This window comes from Mesorhizobium sp. 128a (assembly GCF_053848025.1).
This window is the reverse complement of the sequence record NZ_JBSPKY010000013.1, coordinates 36,007-50,412: the sequence shown is the minus strand read 5'-3', so window position 1 is coordinate 50,412 and position 14,406 is coordinate 36,007. Positions and strand designations below refer to the sequence as shown.

The following is a 14,406-nucleotide window of genomic DNA, read 5'->3' as shown; positions in this document are numbered from 1 at the left end:
CGCCGGTCGCGGCTGCAAGGCAATGATGCGAACGAGCTTGCGCAACGACCCGCCTTTCCAACACAATCAAGAAAAGACGCAAGAAGGGAACGACTAAGAATTTCCACATGGTTTGACAGGAGAACAAGCATGTCATTTCGCAGTGTGATTTCGAACCTATCAATGGGAGCCTTCGCACTTGCCGCGGCAAGCTCGCTTGCATCACCGGCCTACGCAGCGGCACCTGAATCCAACGACCCGATCAAGATCGCGCTGTTCGACTGGACCAGCGTCAATCTCAACGCCAAGATTCTTGGCGGCATCCTCGAAAAGCTCGGTTACACCGTCGAATATCCGACCGCCGACTATCTCTCCAGCCTGACCACGGGCCTGACCAATGGCGATCTCGATGTCGGCCTCGAATTCTGGGACACGACGGCTGGCGAAGCCATGAAGGCTTCTGATGCCACCGGCCAAACCGAACGGCTCGGCAAGCTGGGACCGAAGGCCAAGGAGGAATGGTGGTTCCCCGAATATATGAAGGAGAAATGCCCGGGCCTGCCCAACTGGGAAGCGCTGAAGGACCCGAAATGCGCCGAGGCGTTCTCGACGGCGGAGACGGCGCCGAAGGGCCGCTATCTCGGCGGCCCGGTGACCTGGGAAGGCTTTGACGACGAGCGTGTCGAAGCGCTGAAGCTGCCCTTCACCGTCATCCATGCCGGCACCGACGCGGCAATGTTCGCCGAGCTCGACTCGGCCTATCAGCGCAAGGCGCCGATCATGCTGTGGATCTATTCGCCGCACTGGGCGCCGGCCAAGTACAAGGGCGAGTGGGTGCAATTCCCGGAGTACACGCCCGAGTGCTACACCGATCCGAAATGGGGCACCAATCCCGATGCCAAATATGACTGCGGCAAGCCGCATGGGGAGATCTGGAAGTACTCCTGGGGCGGCATGAAGGACAAATGGCCGGTCGCCTACAAGGTAGCCAAGGCCTTCACGGTCGACACCGACGAACTCAACAAGATGAGCGGCGAGATCGACCTCGGCGGCAAGACGCAGGAAGACGTCGCCGCCGCCTGGATCGCCGCGCACGAAGCCGACTGGAAAGCCTGGGCGCAGTGATCGTTCCGACTGGAGGCCAGACCCGGCCGTAACGGCCGGGTCTATATCCCCATTTCCAGAAGGACCATTGGATGACGGAAGCGACTGAACCGCAGGCGGCTGGCACGGTAAAGGATGCGCGGCCGATAAAACTTGCCTGCCGCAATGTCTGGAAGCTGTTCGGATCGAACGCGGCCAGTTTCATCCGCGAGCGCGACGGCAAGGCCGGCATGGCCGAGATCGCCGCCGCCGGGCTGGTCGGCGCTGTGCGGGCCGTCGACCTTGAAATTCGCCAGGGCGAGATTTTTATCATCATGGGCCTGTCGGGCTCCGGCAAATCGACGCTGGTGCGCTGCATGTCGCGGCTGGTCGAACCGACGCACGGCAAGGTCGAGTTCGAAGGCAAGGACCTGCTGAAAATTTCCGATGCGGCTCTGATCGAGCTCCGGCGCCATCGCATGGGCATGGTGTTCCAGAACTTTGCCCTGCTGCCGCATCTCAACGTGCTGGACAACATTGCTTTCCCCCTGAGCATTCAGGGACAGGACCGGCCGACACGCGAAACGCGTGCGCGCGAGGTGATCGAGCTGGTCGGCCTGCGCGGCCGCGAGCATTTCTATCCGCGCGAATTGTCCGGGGGCCAGCAGCAGCGCGTCGGCATTGCCCGCAGTCTCGCGACCAAGCCGGAGATCTGGTTCCTCGATGAGCCATTCTCGGCGCTCGACCCGCTAATCCGCCGCGAGATGCAGGACGAGCTGATGCGGCTGCAGACCATGCTGCACAAGACTATCGTCTTCATCACCCATGATTTCGACGAGGCGATCAGGCTGGCCGACCGCATCGCCATCATGAAGGACGGCGAGGTCATCCAGATCGGCACACCGGAGCAATTGGTGGTCAATCCGGCGACCGACTATGTCGCCGAATTCACCCGCGACGTCGACCGCGCCAAGGTGATTTCGGCGCGCAGCCTGATGCGCGCCTGCGATGGTTCGGAGCATGGCGGGACGGTTTCGCCGGAGTCCAAGATCGCCAGCTTCTCGGCCAGCATCGTCGCCTCAGGAAAACCGTTCGCGGTGGTCAACGGCACCGGCAAGCCGATCGGCGAGGTGACGCCACAAGCCGTCATCGGGCTGCTGGCCGGCCTGGACAGGGCCGGCGCATGACGGTGACGGCAAGCGCCAGCCAAGCAAGGCCGCCGGTTCAGCGTTGGCTGCTGATCTGGGTCCTGGCACTGGCCGCCGTGCTGGTGGTGTTCCTGCTGCAGGACAGGCTGCCCTGGGCCGTCAACTATCCGGCCGAGGCGGTCGTCCCGATCGCCGACTGGGTCAGCGCGCTGATGCGCTGGATCAAGTCGAACCTGTCGTGGCTGACCCGCTCGATCACCGCTGTGCTCGGTGTTCCCCTCGATTTCGCGCTCAATCTGCTCGCCAAGAATTTCAAAATCGGCCACGGGGCTGACACCCATGTGCTGCCGCGCATGTCCTGGTTAGGGATCTGCGCCGCCGCCTTTCTCGCCGGGTATTCAGCGGGCGGCCGTAAGCTTGGCCTGCTGGTCGGCGGCTGTTTCCTCTACATCGCGCTGTTCGGCCAGTGGACCAGCGCCATGCTGACGCTGGCGCTGATTTCCATCGCCGTGCCGTTCTGCATTGTGACGGGCCTGTTCGCCGGCATCTGGGCCTGGCGCAAGCCTTGGGCCGAACGGCTCATCGTCTCCCCTGCCCTCGACCTGATGCAGACCATTCCGACCTTTGCCTACCTGATCCCGATGCTGCTCCTGTTCGGCAACAGTCCGGTGTCGGCGATGATTGCCACCGCCATTTTCGCCACGCCGCCAATGGTGCGGGCAACGATGCTCGGCCTGTCGCGCGTGCCGTCCGAAGTCGACGATTTCAGCGAGATGGCCGGCTGCACGGCGCGGCAGAAATTGTGGCGTGTGCTTCTTCCCTCGTCGCGGCCGACGCTGATGGTCGGCGTCAACCAGGTGATCATGCTGGCGCTGAACATGGTGATCATCGCCTCGATGATCGGCGCCGGCGGGCTGGGCTACGACGTGCTGCTCGCATTGCGGGCGCTGAAGGTCGGCGAGGCCATGGAAGCCGGCCTCGCCATCGTCGCACTGGCCATCGCGCTCGATAGGCTGAGCCAGGCCATCGCCCACAAGCAGGCGAAAGGCCAGACGCATCAGGAGGCAAGCCCCGTCTTCTGGCGGCGCTATCCCTATCTGTCGCTGGCCATCGCCATCCTTGCCGTCACCACGCTGCTCAGCCTCTACGTGCCGGCCTTCGCGGCGGTACCGAAGGCGATCACCTTCACCACCGCGCCGTTATGGAAGGCGGCGGTGAACTGGGTGACCATCAACTTCTTCGATGTGATCGAAGCGTTTCGCGTGGCGCTGATCCTCAATGTGCTGAACCCGCTGCGCGCCTTCTGCGAAGGCTTTCCGTGGCTGGGCGCGGTGTTCCTGCTCGGCCTCGCCGGCTATCAGCTCGGCGGCCTGAGGCTGGCGGCACTGGTCGGCGCGCTGACTGCTTTCTGCGCCATCACCGGTCTCTGGGAAAAGACCATGGCGACGGTCTATCTCTGCGGCATCTCAGCCTTTATCGCTTGCCTGATCGGCATTCCGATCGGGCTCGCGGCCGCGCGCAGCGACCGCTTTGAAAAGATCGTCACGCCCATCATCGACACGCTGCAGGTGCTGCCGTCCTTCTGCTTCATCATTCCGGTGGTGATGTTGTTCCGGGTGGGCGACGTCACCGCCATGATCGCGACGATCGCCTTTGCCGTGGTGCCGGCGATCCGCTACACCAATCACGGCATCCGGCAGGTGCCGCCGGCGCTGATCGAAGCGGCGAAAGTGTCCGGCTGCACACCGCGCCAGACCTTCTTCCGCGTGCAGCTGCCGCTGGCGCTTCCCGAGATCATGCTCGGCGTCAACCAGACCATCCTGATGGCGCTGGCGATGATCATCATCTGCGCCATGGTCGGCACACGCGATCTCGGCCAGGAGGTGTTCATCGCTCTGTCGAAAGCCGATTCCGGCCGCGGCATCGTCGCGGGCCTGGCGATAGCGTTCATCGGCATCGTCGCCGACCGGCTGTTCAACGCCTGGACGGCGAAGGCTCGGGCAAAACTGGGATAGTGATCGAATGTCCGATCCGGGCGAACCGCCTTTTGCCGTTCTCGTTTTCGACATGGCCAAGACCGGCGAACCGGACGGTGAACAGTTCCGGTTTCGCTACGGTGGATGCGGCAACATCCTACGCCATCGCTCGGGTGCGCGCCTCGGTGGAGGAACTGCGCAAGCCGGGCATCGCAGCCGCGGAGCTTCGGAGACCGAAGCGGCTCCGGACTATCCGCGGGATTGAAATGGGCTGCGCTACTCCGCCGCGACGCCCTTCACCTCAAGATAGCTCTCCATCGAATCGTCCAGCGCCTGCAGCCATGGCGTATGGTGCAGCGGCGCCATGTTGCCGGTCATCAGCGAGCGATAGGCGTGGTCGCGGAAGCTCATAATGTCTTCGGCCTTGTGGTGCTCCCACTCCATGAAGGTCTGGTTGACCGCCTCGACGTCGAAGCCGGGATAGTCGGTCTGGTCCATCAGCTCCTTGGTGTAGTCGCCCTGGAACCAGATCATTTGCTCGGCGTCTTCCAGCGTTTCCTCGCGCGCGCGCCACTTGGCGCCGTGCTCGGCCATCGCCTGCGGTGACGGCAGCTTGATCCGGCCCATGATGACATCGCGGGCGAACCAGGCCTGCGCGTCGAACATGTTGAAGGTGTAGAACTGGTCCTGCATGCCGATATAGGACAGTTTCGGATTCTTCTCCCAGACGACGCCTTCATAAAGCTGGTCGGGCCACATGCGGTTGGCGGTCTTGAGTTTCAGATCGTCGGTGAGGAAGGGGAAGGAATGCAGATAGCCGGTGCACAGGATGATGGCGTCGACATCCTTGGTGGTGCCGTCCTTGAAGTGGGCGGTCTTGCCGACGACCTTCTGCAGCAGCGGCACTTCCTTCCAGTTCTCCGGCCACTTGAAGCCCATCGGCTTGGAGCGGTAGCTGGAGGTGATCGATTTGGCGCCGTATTTGTAGCATTGCGAGCCGATGTCCTCGGCCGAATAGGAACGGCCGATGATCAATATGTCCTTACCTTTGAACTCCATCGCGTCACGGAAATCATGGCTGTGCAGGATGCGGCCGTTGAAGGTGGAAAAACCTTCGAAATAAGGGACGTTGGGCACCGAGAAATGCCCGGAGGCGACAACGACATTGTCGAACTCTTCGGAGTAGGTGACGTCGTTGGTGCGGTCATGCGCGGTGACGGTGAATTTCTTCGTCACGTCCGAGAAGGTCACCATGCGCACCGGGCTGTTGAAGCGCACCCATTTGCGCAGGCCTGATTTTTCAACGCGGCCCTTGATGTAGTCCCACAGCACGGCGCGCGGCGGATAGGAGCCGATCGGACGGCCGAAATGCTCCTCAAATGTGTAGTCGGCGAATTCCAGGCATTCCTTCGGCCCGTTCGACCAGAGGTAGCGGTACATCGAGCCGTGGACGGGGTCGCCATGCTCGTCGAGGCCGGTGCGCCAGGTGTAGTTCCACAGGCCGCCCCAGTCCGACTGCTTTTCGAAGCAGACGATTTCGGGAATCGCGGCACCCTTGTCTTCAGCCGATTTGAAGGCCCTGAGCTGGGCCAGGCCGGATGGTCCGGCCCCAATGACGGCAACGCGAGTGTTCATGGCAGGCCTCCCAAAATTTCTCTTACGAAACAAATTTCACTCACAGTGACACTAATTGCCCCTTCGATGCTGTCAACAGGCCTTGTGACGAAACCGCGTTTCGCCGCAGCGGATTTCCAGCAAAAACCGATAACAGCGCAAATCCGGACCGGACACCATTCGACCTAAAGGGCTTGCCGTGGCGGTTGCGTTTCTGTATCGGCACCGAATATGTTCACCTAGAGTGAAATAAATCTTCAGGATTCGGGGGCGAGATGGCCAAGACAATTTCCGACTCCAAGGCTGGCCCCGCTTCGGCAAAGGCAAAGCCAGTGGCAAAGGTTTCAGGGGATGGGAAGACCATCCGCACGCCGCTGACGCAGAACCCGCATGCCATTCGCGACACACGCGAAAAGGTGCTGGAGGTGGCGATCGGCCGCGAGGTGCGCGCCTTCCGCAAGAAGCTCGGAATCACCGTCGCCGATCTGGCTGTCGCCACCGACATTTCGCTGGGCATGCTGTCCAAGATCGAGAACGGCATCACCTCGCCGTCGCTGACCACGCTGCAGGCGCTGTCGCGGGCGCTCGGCGTTCCCGTTACCGCCTTCTTCCGCCGCTTTGAAGAGGAGCGCAGCGCCGTCTTCGTCAAGGCCGGCGAAGGCCTCGATGTCGAGCGCCGCGGCACGCGCGCCGGCCATCAGTACAATCTGCTCGGACATATCGGTTCCAACACCAGCGGTGTCGTCGTCGAGCCCTATCTGATCACGCTGACCGAGGATTCGGATGTGTTCCCGACCTTTCAGCATGAGGGCATGGAGTTCCTCTACATGCTGGAGGGCGAGGTGGTTTACCGGCACGGCAGCAACCTCTATCCGATGAAGCCGGGCGACAGCCTGTTCTTCGACGCCGACGCGCCGCACGGACCGGAGAAACTGACGAAACTGCCGATGCGCTATTTGTCGATTATTTGCTATCCGCAGAGCGCGGGGTGAGGCACTTGGTTCCTCGCCCCACGTAGTGGGGAGAGGTGGCTCGGCGAAGCCGAGACGGAGAGGGGAGCGCCCTACGAAGGCTCCCTCTCCGTCCGCTTCGCGGACACCTCTCCCCCGCCTCTGGCAGGGGCGAGGAACCCAAGTCTTTGGAGGTCAGTCCGGCCCGAACCCCGGCGATGTCGCACTCCCATCATCGAGCTTCGACAGCCACTCGACCAGCGTCGGCCGATACCGTGTCAGGCCCTTATAGGTCGCGAGTTCCTCCGGCAGGTCGCGGATGACCCGGTGCAGGCGGCGGGCCCATTTCGGCTGCGTCACCAGTTCGTCCATCTTGATGAGATAGCAGCGGATCGGGAAGACGATGCCGTTCGAGCGCGGCAGGCGCCAGAAGCTTTGCAGCTCGACGCGCAGATGCACCTTGTCGCCGACATTCTCCGGCGTCACCGTGGTCCGGTCCGGACCCCATTTGTGATAATTTTCCGGGCTGGTGTCGAGACGCGGATTGATGGTCATCGTCCAGTTGAGACGCCGCGCCGGCTTGCCCTGCTGGATGTTGGTGAGGAATTTCAGCGCGCGGACAAAGATCCCCTTTTCGTGGGCCAGGGGCACCGGCGCGTGCCACTCGAAGAAGTTCATGCCGATGTCGAAATCGAGCGACCAGTCGGCCTGGGTGGTGACCATGCCGGCATCCATCCACAGATTGCCGTCGCGCTGGTCGAGGATGCAGAAATCGCCCTGACTCTGGCGGGTGATGTACTCCATCGGCCCATAGGGCAGCGTCGAGGTGTCGCCGAAGGTAAAGGTGTCGTCGATGCCGAGCGGCCGGTTGATCCAGCGCCAGCGATCGCCATCACGGGTCAGCGTGAAATGTTCGGGATAACCCAGCGCCTGCTGCTCCATCAAAAGTTCGAGCAGGTCCCAGCCGGCCAGCGTCATGTGCGGCAGCGACTGGCAGCGCAGCGGGTCCTCGGCCAGCACCAGCGCGCGATCCTGCATCTCGGCGACATAGTGCTCGTCGACGTCGATCAGGTTTTCCAGCACGCTGCCCTTGGGACCCACGACATGCGGCTCGATGTTGACCGCATACATGTAGCTGTCTTCGTGGAACGGAAACGGAAACCGCCTGATATGCTCCGGGCTGTTCTTGAAGGTGAAATCGTCGCGGAACGTTTCCTTGCGAAAGGTGATGCCCATCTTCGCCTCCTATCTTTCCAAGACCAGCGACTTGCCTTCGAAGCGCGACACGCACGGCATGATCTTGCAGCCGGAACGATGCTCTTCCTCGCTCAGCCAGTGGTCGTTGTGGATGAACTTGCCTTCATACGAAATGACGTTGGTCTCGCACTGGCCGCAGACGCCGCCGCGGCAGAGATAGGGCGGATCGACGCCGGCGGCCTCGATGGCCTCGAGCAGGCTCTGCTGCTCGCCGACGCGGATTGTCCTGCCGCTGACGGCAAGTGTGACGTCGAAAGGCAGGCCGGGCTGCGGCGCCGCGAAATGCTCGAAATGCACGGTCTCGGGCGGCCAGCCGAGGCTTGCCGCACGATCGCGCACCCAGTTGATCATGCCGGCCGGGCCGCAGACATAGAGATGCGTGCCGAGCGGCTGCGACGACAACAGCCGGTCGAGTTCGATGCGCTGGTCGAGGTCGTCGTGATAGAGCCGGATGCGGCGGCCATAGCGCTCCTGCAGCACGTCGGCATAGGTGCCGAGCGAAGCGGTGCGGCAGGTGTAGTGCAGTTCGAAATTGCCGCCGGACCCGGCGAGCTGCGCGGTCTGCGCCATGAATGGCGTGATGCCGATGCCGCCGGCCAGCATCAGATGCTTCTTTGCCCTGAGATCGAGCGAGAACAGATTGACGGGATAGCTGACCACCATCTCCAGCCCCGGCTTGACGGACCGGTGCATGAACAATGAGCCACCGCGGCCGACATCGTCGCGGCGCACAGAAATGGTGTATTCACGCGTGTCGAGCGGAGAGCCCATCAGCGAATAGGGATTGAGCCTGGTCAGATCGCCATCGCGCATCTCGACCACGACATGGGCGCCGCCGGAAAAAGTCGGCAACAGTTCGCCATCGCGGCGGCGGAAATGAAAGCGGGTGACGAGGTCGTTGACCGGGACGACATCGCTGACCACGACATCGAGCTTGGTGGTGCCGGTGCTCATGGGAAGGCCTCCTCCATGGGAGGAATTTCCGAGCGGTCCTCGGCATTGATGCACACGCCCTGGAACGCGGCGAGGCGCCGGGAATAATGATCGCGCACCAGAAGCAGCAGGCCGCAATGCGCACAGGGGGCAGGCTGCGTCGTCACATTCTCGGTGATGCCCTTGCAGTGCACACACTGCATGCGCCGCGCCAGCGAGCCGCGGTGTTCGGTTTGCATGGAGGTGTGGTCGATGCCGGCTTCGAGCGCCACCTGCATGGCTTGGCCGATCAGCCCTTCAGTGCCGACGAGATAGAGGCGCAGGCCCATATGGGCGTTGGCCAGCGTCTGCTTCAACCGCGGCAACAGGCTGGCGAAGGACGGTGCGACGTGAAATTGCGCCGGCTTCAGCGCTTCGAGGGCTGCGACATGCTTGCCGTCAATGCCGGGAATGAAGACGATCTCGGCGCCGTCGAAGAAGCCGGCCGGAGCCGTCCTTGCCATATCGACGATCGCCAGCGCGCCTTCCGCATCCGCCACGAAAAGATGATGCTTGCCGGGCTGCGGAGACAGGGTTCCGTAAATGGGCCGGCTGATGATCGTCTTGGCTGCCATTCTCTCTTCGTGCCCTAAAATCCCTCGCTCTCGATTATGCCTCAGCCTTTCGCCGTGCGCTTGGTCTTCTTGGGATCGTCGAAGGGCAGCGGCTCCGCCGTCGCCTTGATCGATCCGCTCTTGTTGCGGATCTCGAGCTTGGTGTCCTTGACCGCGCAGTCGACGTCGAGGCGGGCGATGCCCATCGATTTCTTGACCAACGGCGAATACATGGCGCAGGTCACCACGCCGACCTTTTTGCCGTCGCGATAGACCGGCGCGCCCTCGTCGGCCGGCTCCTTGCCGTCGAGCAGAACGCCATAGATCTTGAAGCGTTCCTTGCCCTTCAGCCGATAATGCTCCTCCGCGCCGCGGAAGCCGGTTTTGCCGGGGCTGACGGTGAAGTCGAGGCCCAGCTCCCACAGCGTGTCGCCGGGGCCTTCATTCTCGAACGGATATTTCTGCGAATTGTCATAGGGGTAGAAGAGCAAATAGCTTTCGACGCGCAGCATGTCGAGCGTGGTGAAGCGGCAAGGAATGATGCCGGCGCTCTTGCCCTCGTCGAGGATCCTGTCCCAGATCGTGCCGGCATCCTGGCCGCGGCAGAAGATCTCGTAGCCGCGCTCGCCGGTATAGCCGGTGCGCGAGATCATCACCGGAAAGCCGAAAAGCTGCGTCTGCATGTGATGGAAATAGTTGAGGTCGCGGATGCCCGGCACATGCTTTGAGAGATAGTCGACGGCTGTCGGCCCTTGCAGCGACAGGTCGTGCAGGTTGTCGTCGAAGCGCAGCGAGACGTCGCGGCCGACCGAGGCGCGCTGCAGTTCCTCATGGCCGGTGCCCGAACCGTGCACCACCATCCAGGCGTTCGGCCCGGTGCGGTAGAGGATGCAGTCGTCGGTGAATTTGCCGGCCTCGTTCAGCATGCAGGCATAAGCCGACTTGCCAGGATAGATTTTTTCGACGTCGCGCGTGGTGGCGAGATCGATGAGATGTGAGGCATGCGGCCCGGTGATGTGGACCTTCTTCAAGCCAGAGACATCCATCAGCCCGGCCTTGGTGCGGATGGCGGTGTATTCCTCGTCGGCATCCTTGTCGTAGGTCCAAGCGGTGCCCATGCCGCTCCAGTCTTCGAGCTTCGAGCCGAGCGCGCGATGGCGATCCGCCAGGGTCGAAAATCTCCAGGATGCCGTCATCCGCTAATCCTCCGTTCGAAAATTCTGTGCTGTTCCCTGCCCCTCGCACTGCTGTGGGGGCTTTGAGCGAATATTGACCGCAAACGTCCTGATCTCGCAATACCCATAAGCAAATAATTTCATTGTCAGGCAAAATCTGTCAGGCCAAATGACCGGTTAACCAAACGTAAATTCGTCTTGACAATTCCGCAAATCGGACTGAATTTATGAAAAAAATTTCACTCTCTTGAAAGAGGGCAATGACCGGCCAGCTCGGAAGCCGGCGTTGGAATAAAGGGGAAAACCGATGTCAGACCTGCAGCAGCGCATCGAAGCGCTGTACCGCTCCGACGTGCGCGGATCCGCGCTCCTGATCATCTGCCTGTGGGTGACGATCCTCTTCGTGCTCATCATGACATGGCCCTACATCCCGGACACCGGGATCAAGATCGTCGTCGCGATCGCCGCCGCCGCCGTGCTGATCTTCAACACGGCCGCCATCCTGGCGATGGTCAATCACTACAAGGAAGACAAGGACTTCATCTACGGGCTCGACATCAAGAATGCCGACGCCGCCCGCAACCGCAAGATCTGAGGGTAGAGAGATGCCACGCTACACACCGCCGGAGCAAAGCCGGGCCGGGCAGATTTTCGACATTGTCGTCGTCGTCGTCGCCATCTTCGTGGCGTTGTGGCTGCCCCTCAAACTCGGTTTCGCCGGCGCCGCAAAATCCATCGATGCGCTCGACGCCAAGACCTGGGAGGCGCTCGGACAAAACCCGACCATGGCCGCGATCTGGGAAAAGCTCGGCTATACGCCCGAGACCGCGCACGACATCATCCAGAATCGCTTCCACTACATCATCGACTGGCCGACGCTGATTATCATGGCAGCCGTGCTGATCGGCTATTTCGTCTTCCTGTTCCGCGCCTCCGACCGCGAATATCGCGACGTCATCAACGAAAAGTTCGACGACAAATAACGCAAGAAATCCTGGGGAAGCACGCTCATGTGGACCGTACTCTCTTATGCATGCTGGGGCATCTCGGTCGTGCTTGCGCTGTGGATGCTCTACGACTGGTTCAGCATCGACACGACTTACTCCGAGGATGTGCTGACCTCCTCGCGCGAAGGCGAGCTTGAAGCCGTTTCCGAAAAACACCGGATCTGAGTGGGGATCGATCAATGACCGCCGCGGTTGAGAATACCATCACCACCACCATTCACGGCGACAGGGTTTCGCTGCTCAGGGTGCTCGGCCCGGCCCATGTCTGGGCGCTCGGCGTCGGCATCGTGTTGGTCGGTGAATTCACCGGCTGGAATTTCTCGGCCGACAAGGGCGGTGCGCTTGCGGCGCTGATCGTCTGCTGGGTGGTCGGGTTGCTCTACACCTCGGTCGCCATGATCGATTCCGAGGTGACATCGACGGTCGCCGCCGCCGGCGGCCAGTACGCCCAGGCCAAGCACATTGTCGGACCGCTGATGGCGTTCAACGTCGCGCTGTTCCTGGTCTTTGCCTATACGATGCTGGAGGTGTCGGACGCCATCCTGCTCGGCGACACCATCGTCGCCAAGGCCGGCGTCGAAGGGCTCACCCACAATTCCTTCATCGCCGCCACCATCGTCGTGCTGGCGTGGCTCAACTACCGCGGCGTGCTGATGACGCTCAACGTCAATTTCGTCATCACCGCGATCGCCTATGTCTCGATCGTCATCCTGTTCTTCTCGGTCAGCCCGTGGACGCAAGGCGCGGTGCTCAAGCTCAATGAACTGGTCACGCCCGGCAATGCGCTGCCCTATGGCTGGATCGGCGTCATCGCCGCCTTCCAGTTCGGCATCTGGTATTATCTCGGCATCGAAGGCACCACGCAGGCGGCCGAGGAAGTGCGCTCGCCGGCCCGTTCGCTGCCCTACGGCACGATGGCCGGCATGATCACGCTTCTGATCGCCGCAGCCATGACCTGGTATGTCTGCGCCTCACTGATGCCCTGGGAGTATCTCGGCATCACCTATTATCCGTTGTGGGACGCCGGCAAGCTGACCGGCAGCGCACTGCTCGAAAACCTGCTGTTCATCGCCACGCTGCTCGCGGCGCTCGCGTCGGCTAATGGCTGTATCAACGATGCGGCCCGCGCCTGGTTCTCGCTCGGACGCGACCGCTATCTGCCGACGTGGTTCTCGGCCGTGCATCCGAAATACCGCACGCCCTACCGCTCGATCCTGTTCCTGCTGCCGATCGCGCTGGCCTTCGCCTTCATCGCCGACCTCAACCAGGCGATCACATTCTCGATCCTGTCGGGCGTGCTGCAATACACGTTCATGAGCATCAACATCATGATGTTCCGGAAGAAGTGGCCGCTCGGCACCATCCGCCGCGGCTATACGCATCCCTTCCATCCGCTGCCGGCGATTGTGCTGTTTTGCCTGTGCGTGGTGACCTTCTTCGCCATCTTCCTCGGCTTCGGCTCGCAGCTGATCGCGATGACGATCTTCTATTTCCTGATCTCTGTGTGGTTCCACTTCTACCGCTACCGCTATGTGCGCCGCGGCGACCAGTTCACCATGCCGTGGCCGAAGCCGCAGGGCTATTGATAGGAGAGGACCTGCCGGTTAGGGCAGGCATGACGTGACGAGGTGTCCGAGGTGACGACAGCATTGCTGGCCGGGGCGATCGCCCTGGCTCTCGTCCTGCACCTCGCCTGGCTGGCGCGCGCCAGCCGCAACAGGGCAACCGCCGCTCGTGAGGCCGAGGTGGCCTGCATCCGCACCGTCATTCCCGACGCTTCAGACGTTTCGGACGGCACGGCAGGCGTCATTACCTGGGCAGGCACATGGAACGATCGGCGCGTGCAGGTGCGCACCATAGTCGACACGCTGGCGACGCGAAAACTGCCGGCACGCTGGCTCAGTGTCACGGTCACTGAACCGGTCGCGGCGCCGGCGACCTTTGACATGATGATGCGGCCGGGCTCGCCGACGACCTTCTCCAATTTCGACCACCTCCAGCATACGCTGCCGAAAGCTCCGGGCTTTCCAGCCGAAGCCGTGCTGCGAACCGACCTCAGGGCGGCGCGCTTCCCGCAGAATCTGATCGCCAGTCATCTGGAGATTTTTGCCGAAGGCCGCGCCAAGGAGCTCTTGATCACACCGAACGGCGTGCGCATCGTCTGGCTGCTGGCCGAGGCCGAACGCGCGCGCTACGGCGTGTTCCGCCAGGCAGCATTCGGCACCACAAGGCTCGATCCGGCGCTGATCGAGAGGCTCCTTACCTCAGCCTCGGTGCTGCGCGATGCCATCAACGGACAGGAAAGGCAGGTGGCATGACGAACGTACTCCCGCCCGCGCCGACAAATCCCTATCTCGTCCTCGGCGCCGCGATCGTTTTGCCGGCAAGCGGCCATGTCATTCTGGGCGTGCCGGTGCGCGGCCTGCAGTTCCTGTTCTTCATGGTGATCCTCGCCTTGGTGACGGCCAGGATCGCGCCGGCCGACGCCAGCTTCGTCGGCCGTCATGCCGGAGGCTTCCTGATCTATGCGCTGTCGATCCTCGACGCCTACAGAATGGCCCGCATCCGCACGGCCATATGGGCTCACAGCGCCCGTGCCGGCGCGGACACCGCGCAAAGCGGCATTGAGCCACATACGTAACTACAGGAATATTTTTTTCATATGATTGAATTCGGACAGCGCATTCGGTA

Annotated in this window: 16 protein-coding genes; 11 read left to right on the top strand and 5 right to left on the bottom strand. The window is 62.0% G+C overall.

The annotated features are described in order from the left end of the window. Positions 1-129: 129 nt before the first annotated feature. The 4 genes from ACWTU9_RS21260 (at position 130) to ACWTU9_RS21245 (ending at position 4,451) form a co-directional block, all read left to right on the top strand. Complete coding sequence (locus ACWTU9_RS21260; protein WP_455859986.1) at positions 130-1,104, top strand: ABC transporter substrate-binding protein; 975 nt, start codon at positions 130-132, stop codon at positions 1,102-1,104. Between the two features lie 71 nt (positions 1,105-1,175). Further along, positions 1,176-2,249, top strand: coding sequence for a quaternary amine ABC transporter ATP-binding protein (locus tag ACWTU9_RS21255; RefSeq protein WP_455859985.1), 1,074 nt, complete (start codon positions 1,176-1,178; stop codon positions 2,247-2,249). Further along, complete coding sequence (locus ACWTU9_RS21250) at positions 2,246-4,225, top strand: ABC transporter permease (protein ID WP_455859984.1); 1,980 nt, start codon at positions 2,246-2,248, stop codon at positions 4,223-4,225. Before ACWTU9_RS21255 ends, ACWTU9_RS21250 begins: the two co-directional genes overlap by 4 nt. A 7-nt stretch (positions 4,226-4,232) precedes the next feature. Beyond that, on the top strand, positions 4,233-4,451 hold the full coding sequence (locus ACWTU9_RS21245; RefSeq protein ID WP_455859983.1) for a hypothetical protein: 219 nt from the start codon (positions 4,233-4,235) through the stop codon (positions 4,449-4,451). Between the two features lie 11 nt (positions 4,452-4,462). Here the strand turns inward: ACWTU9_RS21245 and ACWTU9_RS21240 are convergent, their stop codons facing one another. Further along, positions 4,463-5,821: an NAD(P)-binding domain-containing protein gene (locus ACWTU9_RS21240; protein WP_455859982.1), complete on the bottom strand. Its 1,359-nt coding sequence runs from the start codon at positions 5,819-5,821 to the stop codon at positions 4,463-4,465. A gap of 254 nt (positions 5,822-6,075) precedes the next feature. Between ACWTU9_RS21240 and ACWTU9_RS21235 the strand changes: the two genes are divergently transcribed. Then, complete coding sequence (locus ACWTU9_RS21235; protein ID WP_455859981.1) at positions 6,076-6,792, top strand: helix-turn-helix domain-containing protein; 717 nt, start codon at positions 6,076-6,078, stop codon at positions 6,790-6,792. Positions 6,793-6,945: 153 nt separating this feature from the next. Here ACWTU9_RS21235 and ACWTU9_RS21230 read toward each other — a convergent pair whose 3' ends face one another. The 4 genes from ACWTU9_RS21230 to ACWTU9_RS21215 are packed head-to-tail and all read right to left on the bottom strand — an operon-like array spanning position 6,946 to position 10,729. Further along, positions 6,946-7,986 carry a heme-dependent oxidative N-demethylase family protein gene (locus tag ACWTU9_RS21230; RefSeq protein ID WP_454586765.1) on the bottom strand — a complete coding sequence of 347 codons (1,041 nt, stop codon included), beginning with the start codon at positions 7,984-7,986 and terminating at the stop codon, positions 6,946-6,948. Between the two features lie 9 nt (positions 7,987-7,995). Next, positions 7,996-8,961 (bottom strand): PDR/VanB family oxidoreductase, encoded by a 966-nt coding sequence (locus ACWTU9_RS21225; RefSeq protein WP_455859980.1) that lies wholly within the window; start codon positions 8,959-8,961, stop codon positions 7,996-7,998. Continuing rightward, positions 8,958-9,554, bottom strand: coding sequence for a dimethylamine monooxygenase subunit DmmA family protein (locus ACWTU9_RS21220; RefSeq protein WP_455859979.1), 597 nt, complete (start codon positions 9,552-9,554; stop codon positions 8,958-8,960). Before ACWTU9_RS21220 ends, ACWTU9_RS21225 begins: the two co-directional genes overlap by 4 nt. A 41-nt stretch (positions 9,555-9,595) precedes the next feature. Next, positions 9,596-10,729 carry an aminomethyltransferase family protein gene (locus ACWTU9_RS21215; RefSeq protein ID WP_455859978.1) on the bottom strand — a complete coding sequence of 378 codons (1,134 nt, stop codon included), beginning with the start codon at positions 10,727-10,729 and terminating at the stop codon, positions 9,596-9,598. A 286-nt stretch (positions 10,730-11,015) separates the two neighbouring features. Here ACWTU9_RS21215 and ACWTU9_RS21210 point away from each other — a divergent pair, with 286 nt between their 5' ends. Genes ACWTU9_RS21210 through ACWTU9_RS21185 form a run of 6 tightly spaced genes read left to right on the top strand, consistent with a single transcriptional unit; the run spans position 11,016 to position 14,356 of the window. Continuing rightward, the gene (locus ACWTU9_RS21210) at positions 11,016-11,303 is read left to right on the top strand and encodes a hypothetical protein (protein WP_455859977.1); all 288 of its coding nucleotides are present in this window, start codon (positions 11,016-11,018) and stop codon (positions 11,301-11,303) included. A 10-nt stretch (positions 11,304-11,313) separates the two neighbouring features. Beyond that, a complete protein-coding gene (locus ACWTU9_RS21205) occupies positions 11,314-11,691 on the top strand; it encodes a hypothetical protein (RefSeq protein WP_455859976.1) in 378 nt (125 codons plus the stop codon). 27 nt (positions 11,692-11,718) lie between these two features. Beyond that, entirely contained in the window at positions 11,719-11,880 is a 162-nt protein-coding gene (locus tag ACWTU9_RS21200; RefSeq protein ID WP_455859975.1) for a hypothetical protein, read from the top strand. A gap of 14 nt (positions 11,881-11,894) precedes the next feature. Next, positions 11,895-13,301: an APC family permease gene (locus tag ACWTU9_RS21195; RefSeq protein ID WP_454573668.1), complete on the top strand. Its 1,407-nt coding sequence runs from the start codon at positions 11,895-11,897 to the stop codon at positions 13,299-13,301. A 42-nt stretch (positions 13,302-13,343) separates the two neighbouring features. After that, a complete protein-coding gene (locus ACWTU9_RS21190; protein WP_455859974.1) occupies positions 13,344-14,033 on the top strand; it encodes a hypothetical protein in 690 nt (229 codons plus the stop codon). After that, entirely contained in the window at positions 14,030-14,356 is a 327-nt protein-coding gene (locus ACWTU9_RS21185; RefSeq protein ID WP_455859973.1) for a hypothetical protein, read from the top strand. Before ACWTU9_RS21190 ends, ACWTU9_RS21185 begins: the two co-directional genes overlap by 4 nt. Positions 14,357-14,406: the final 50 nt, after the last annotated feature.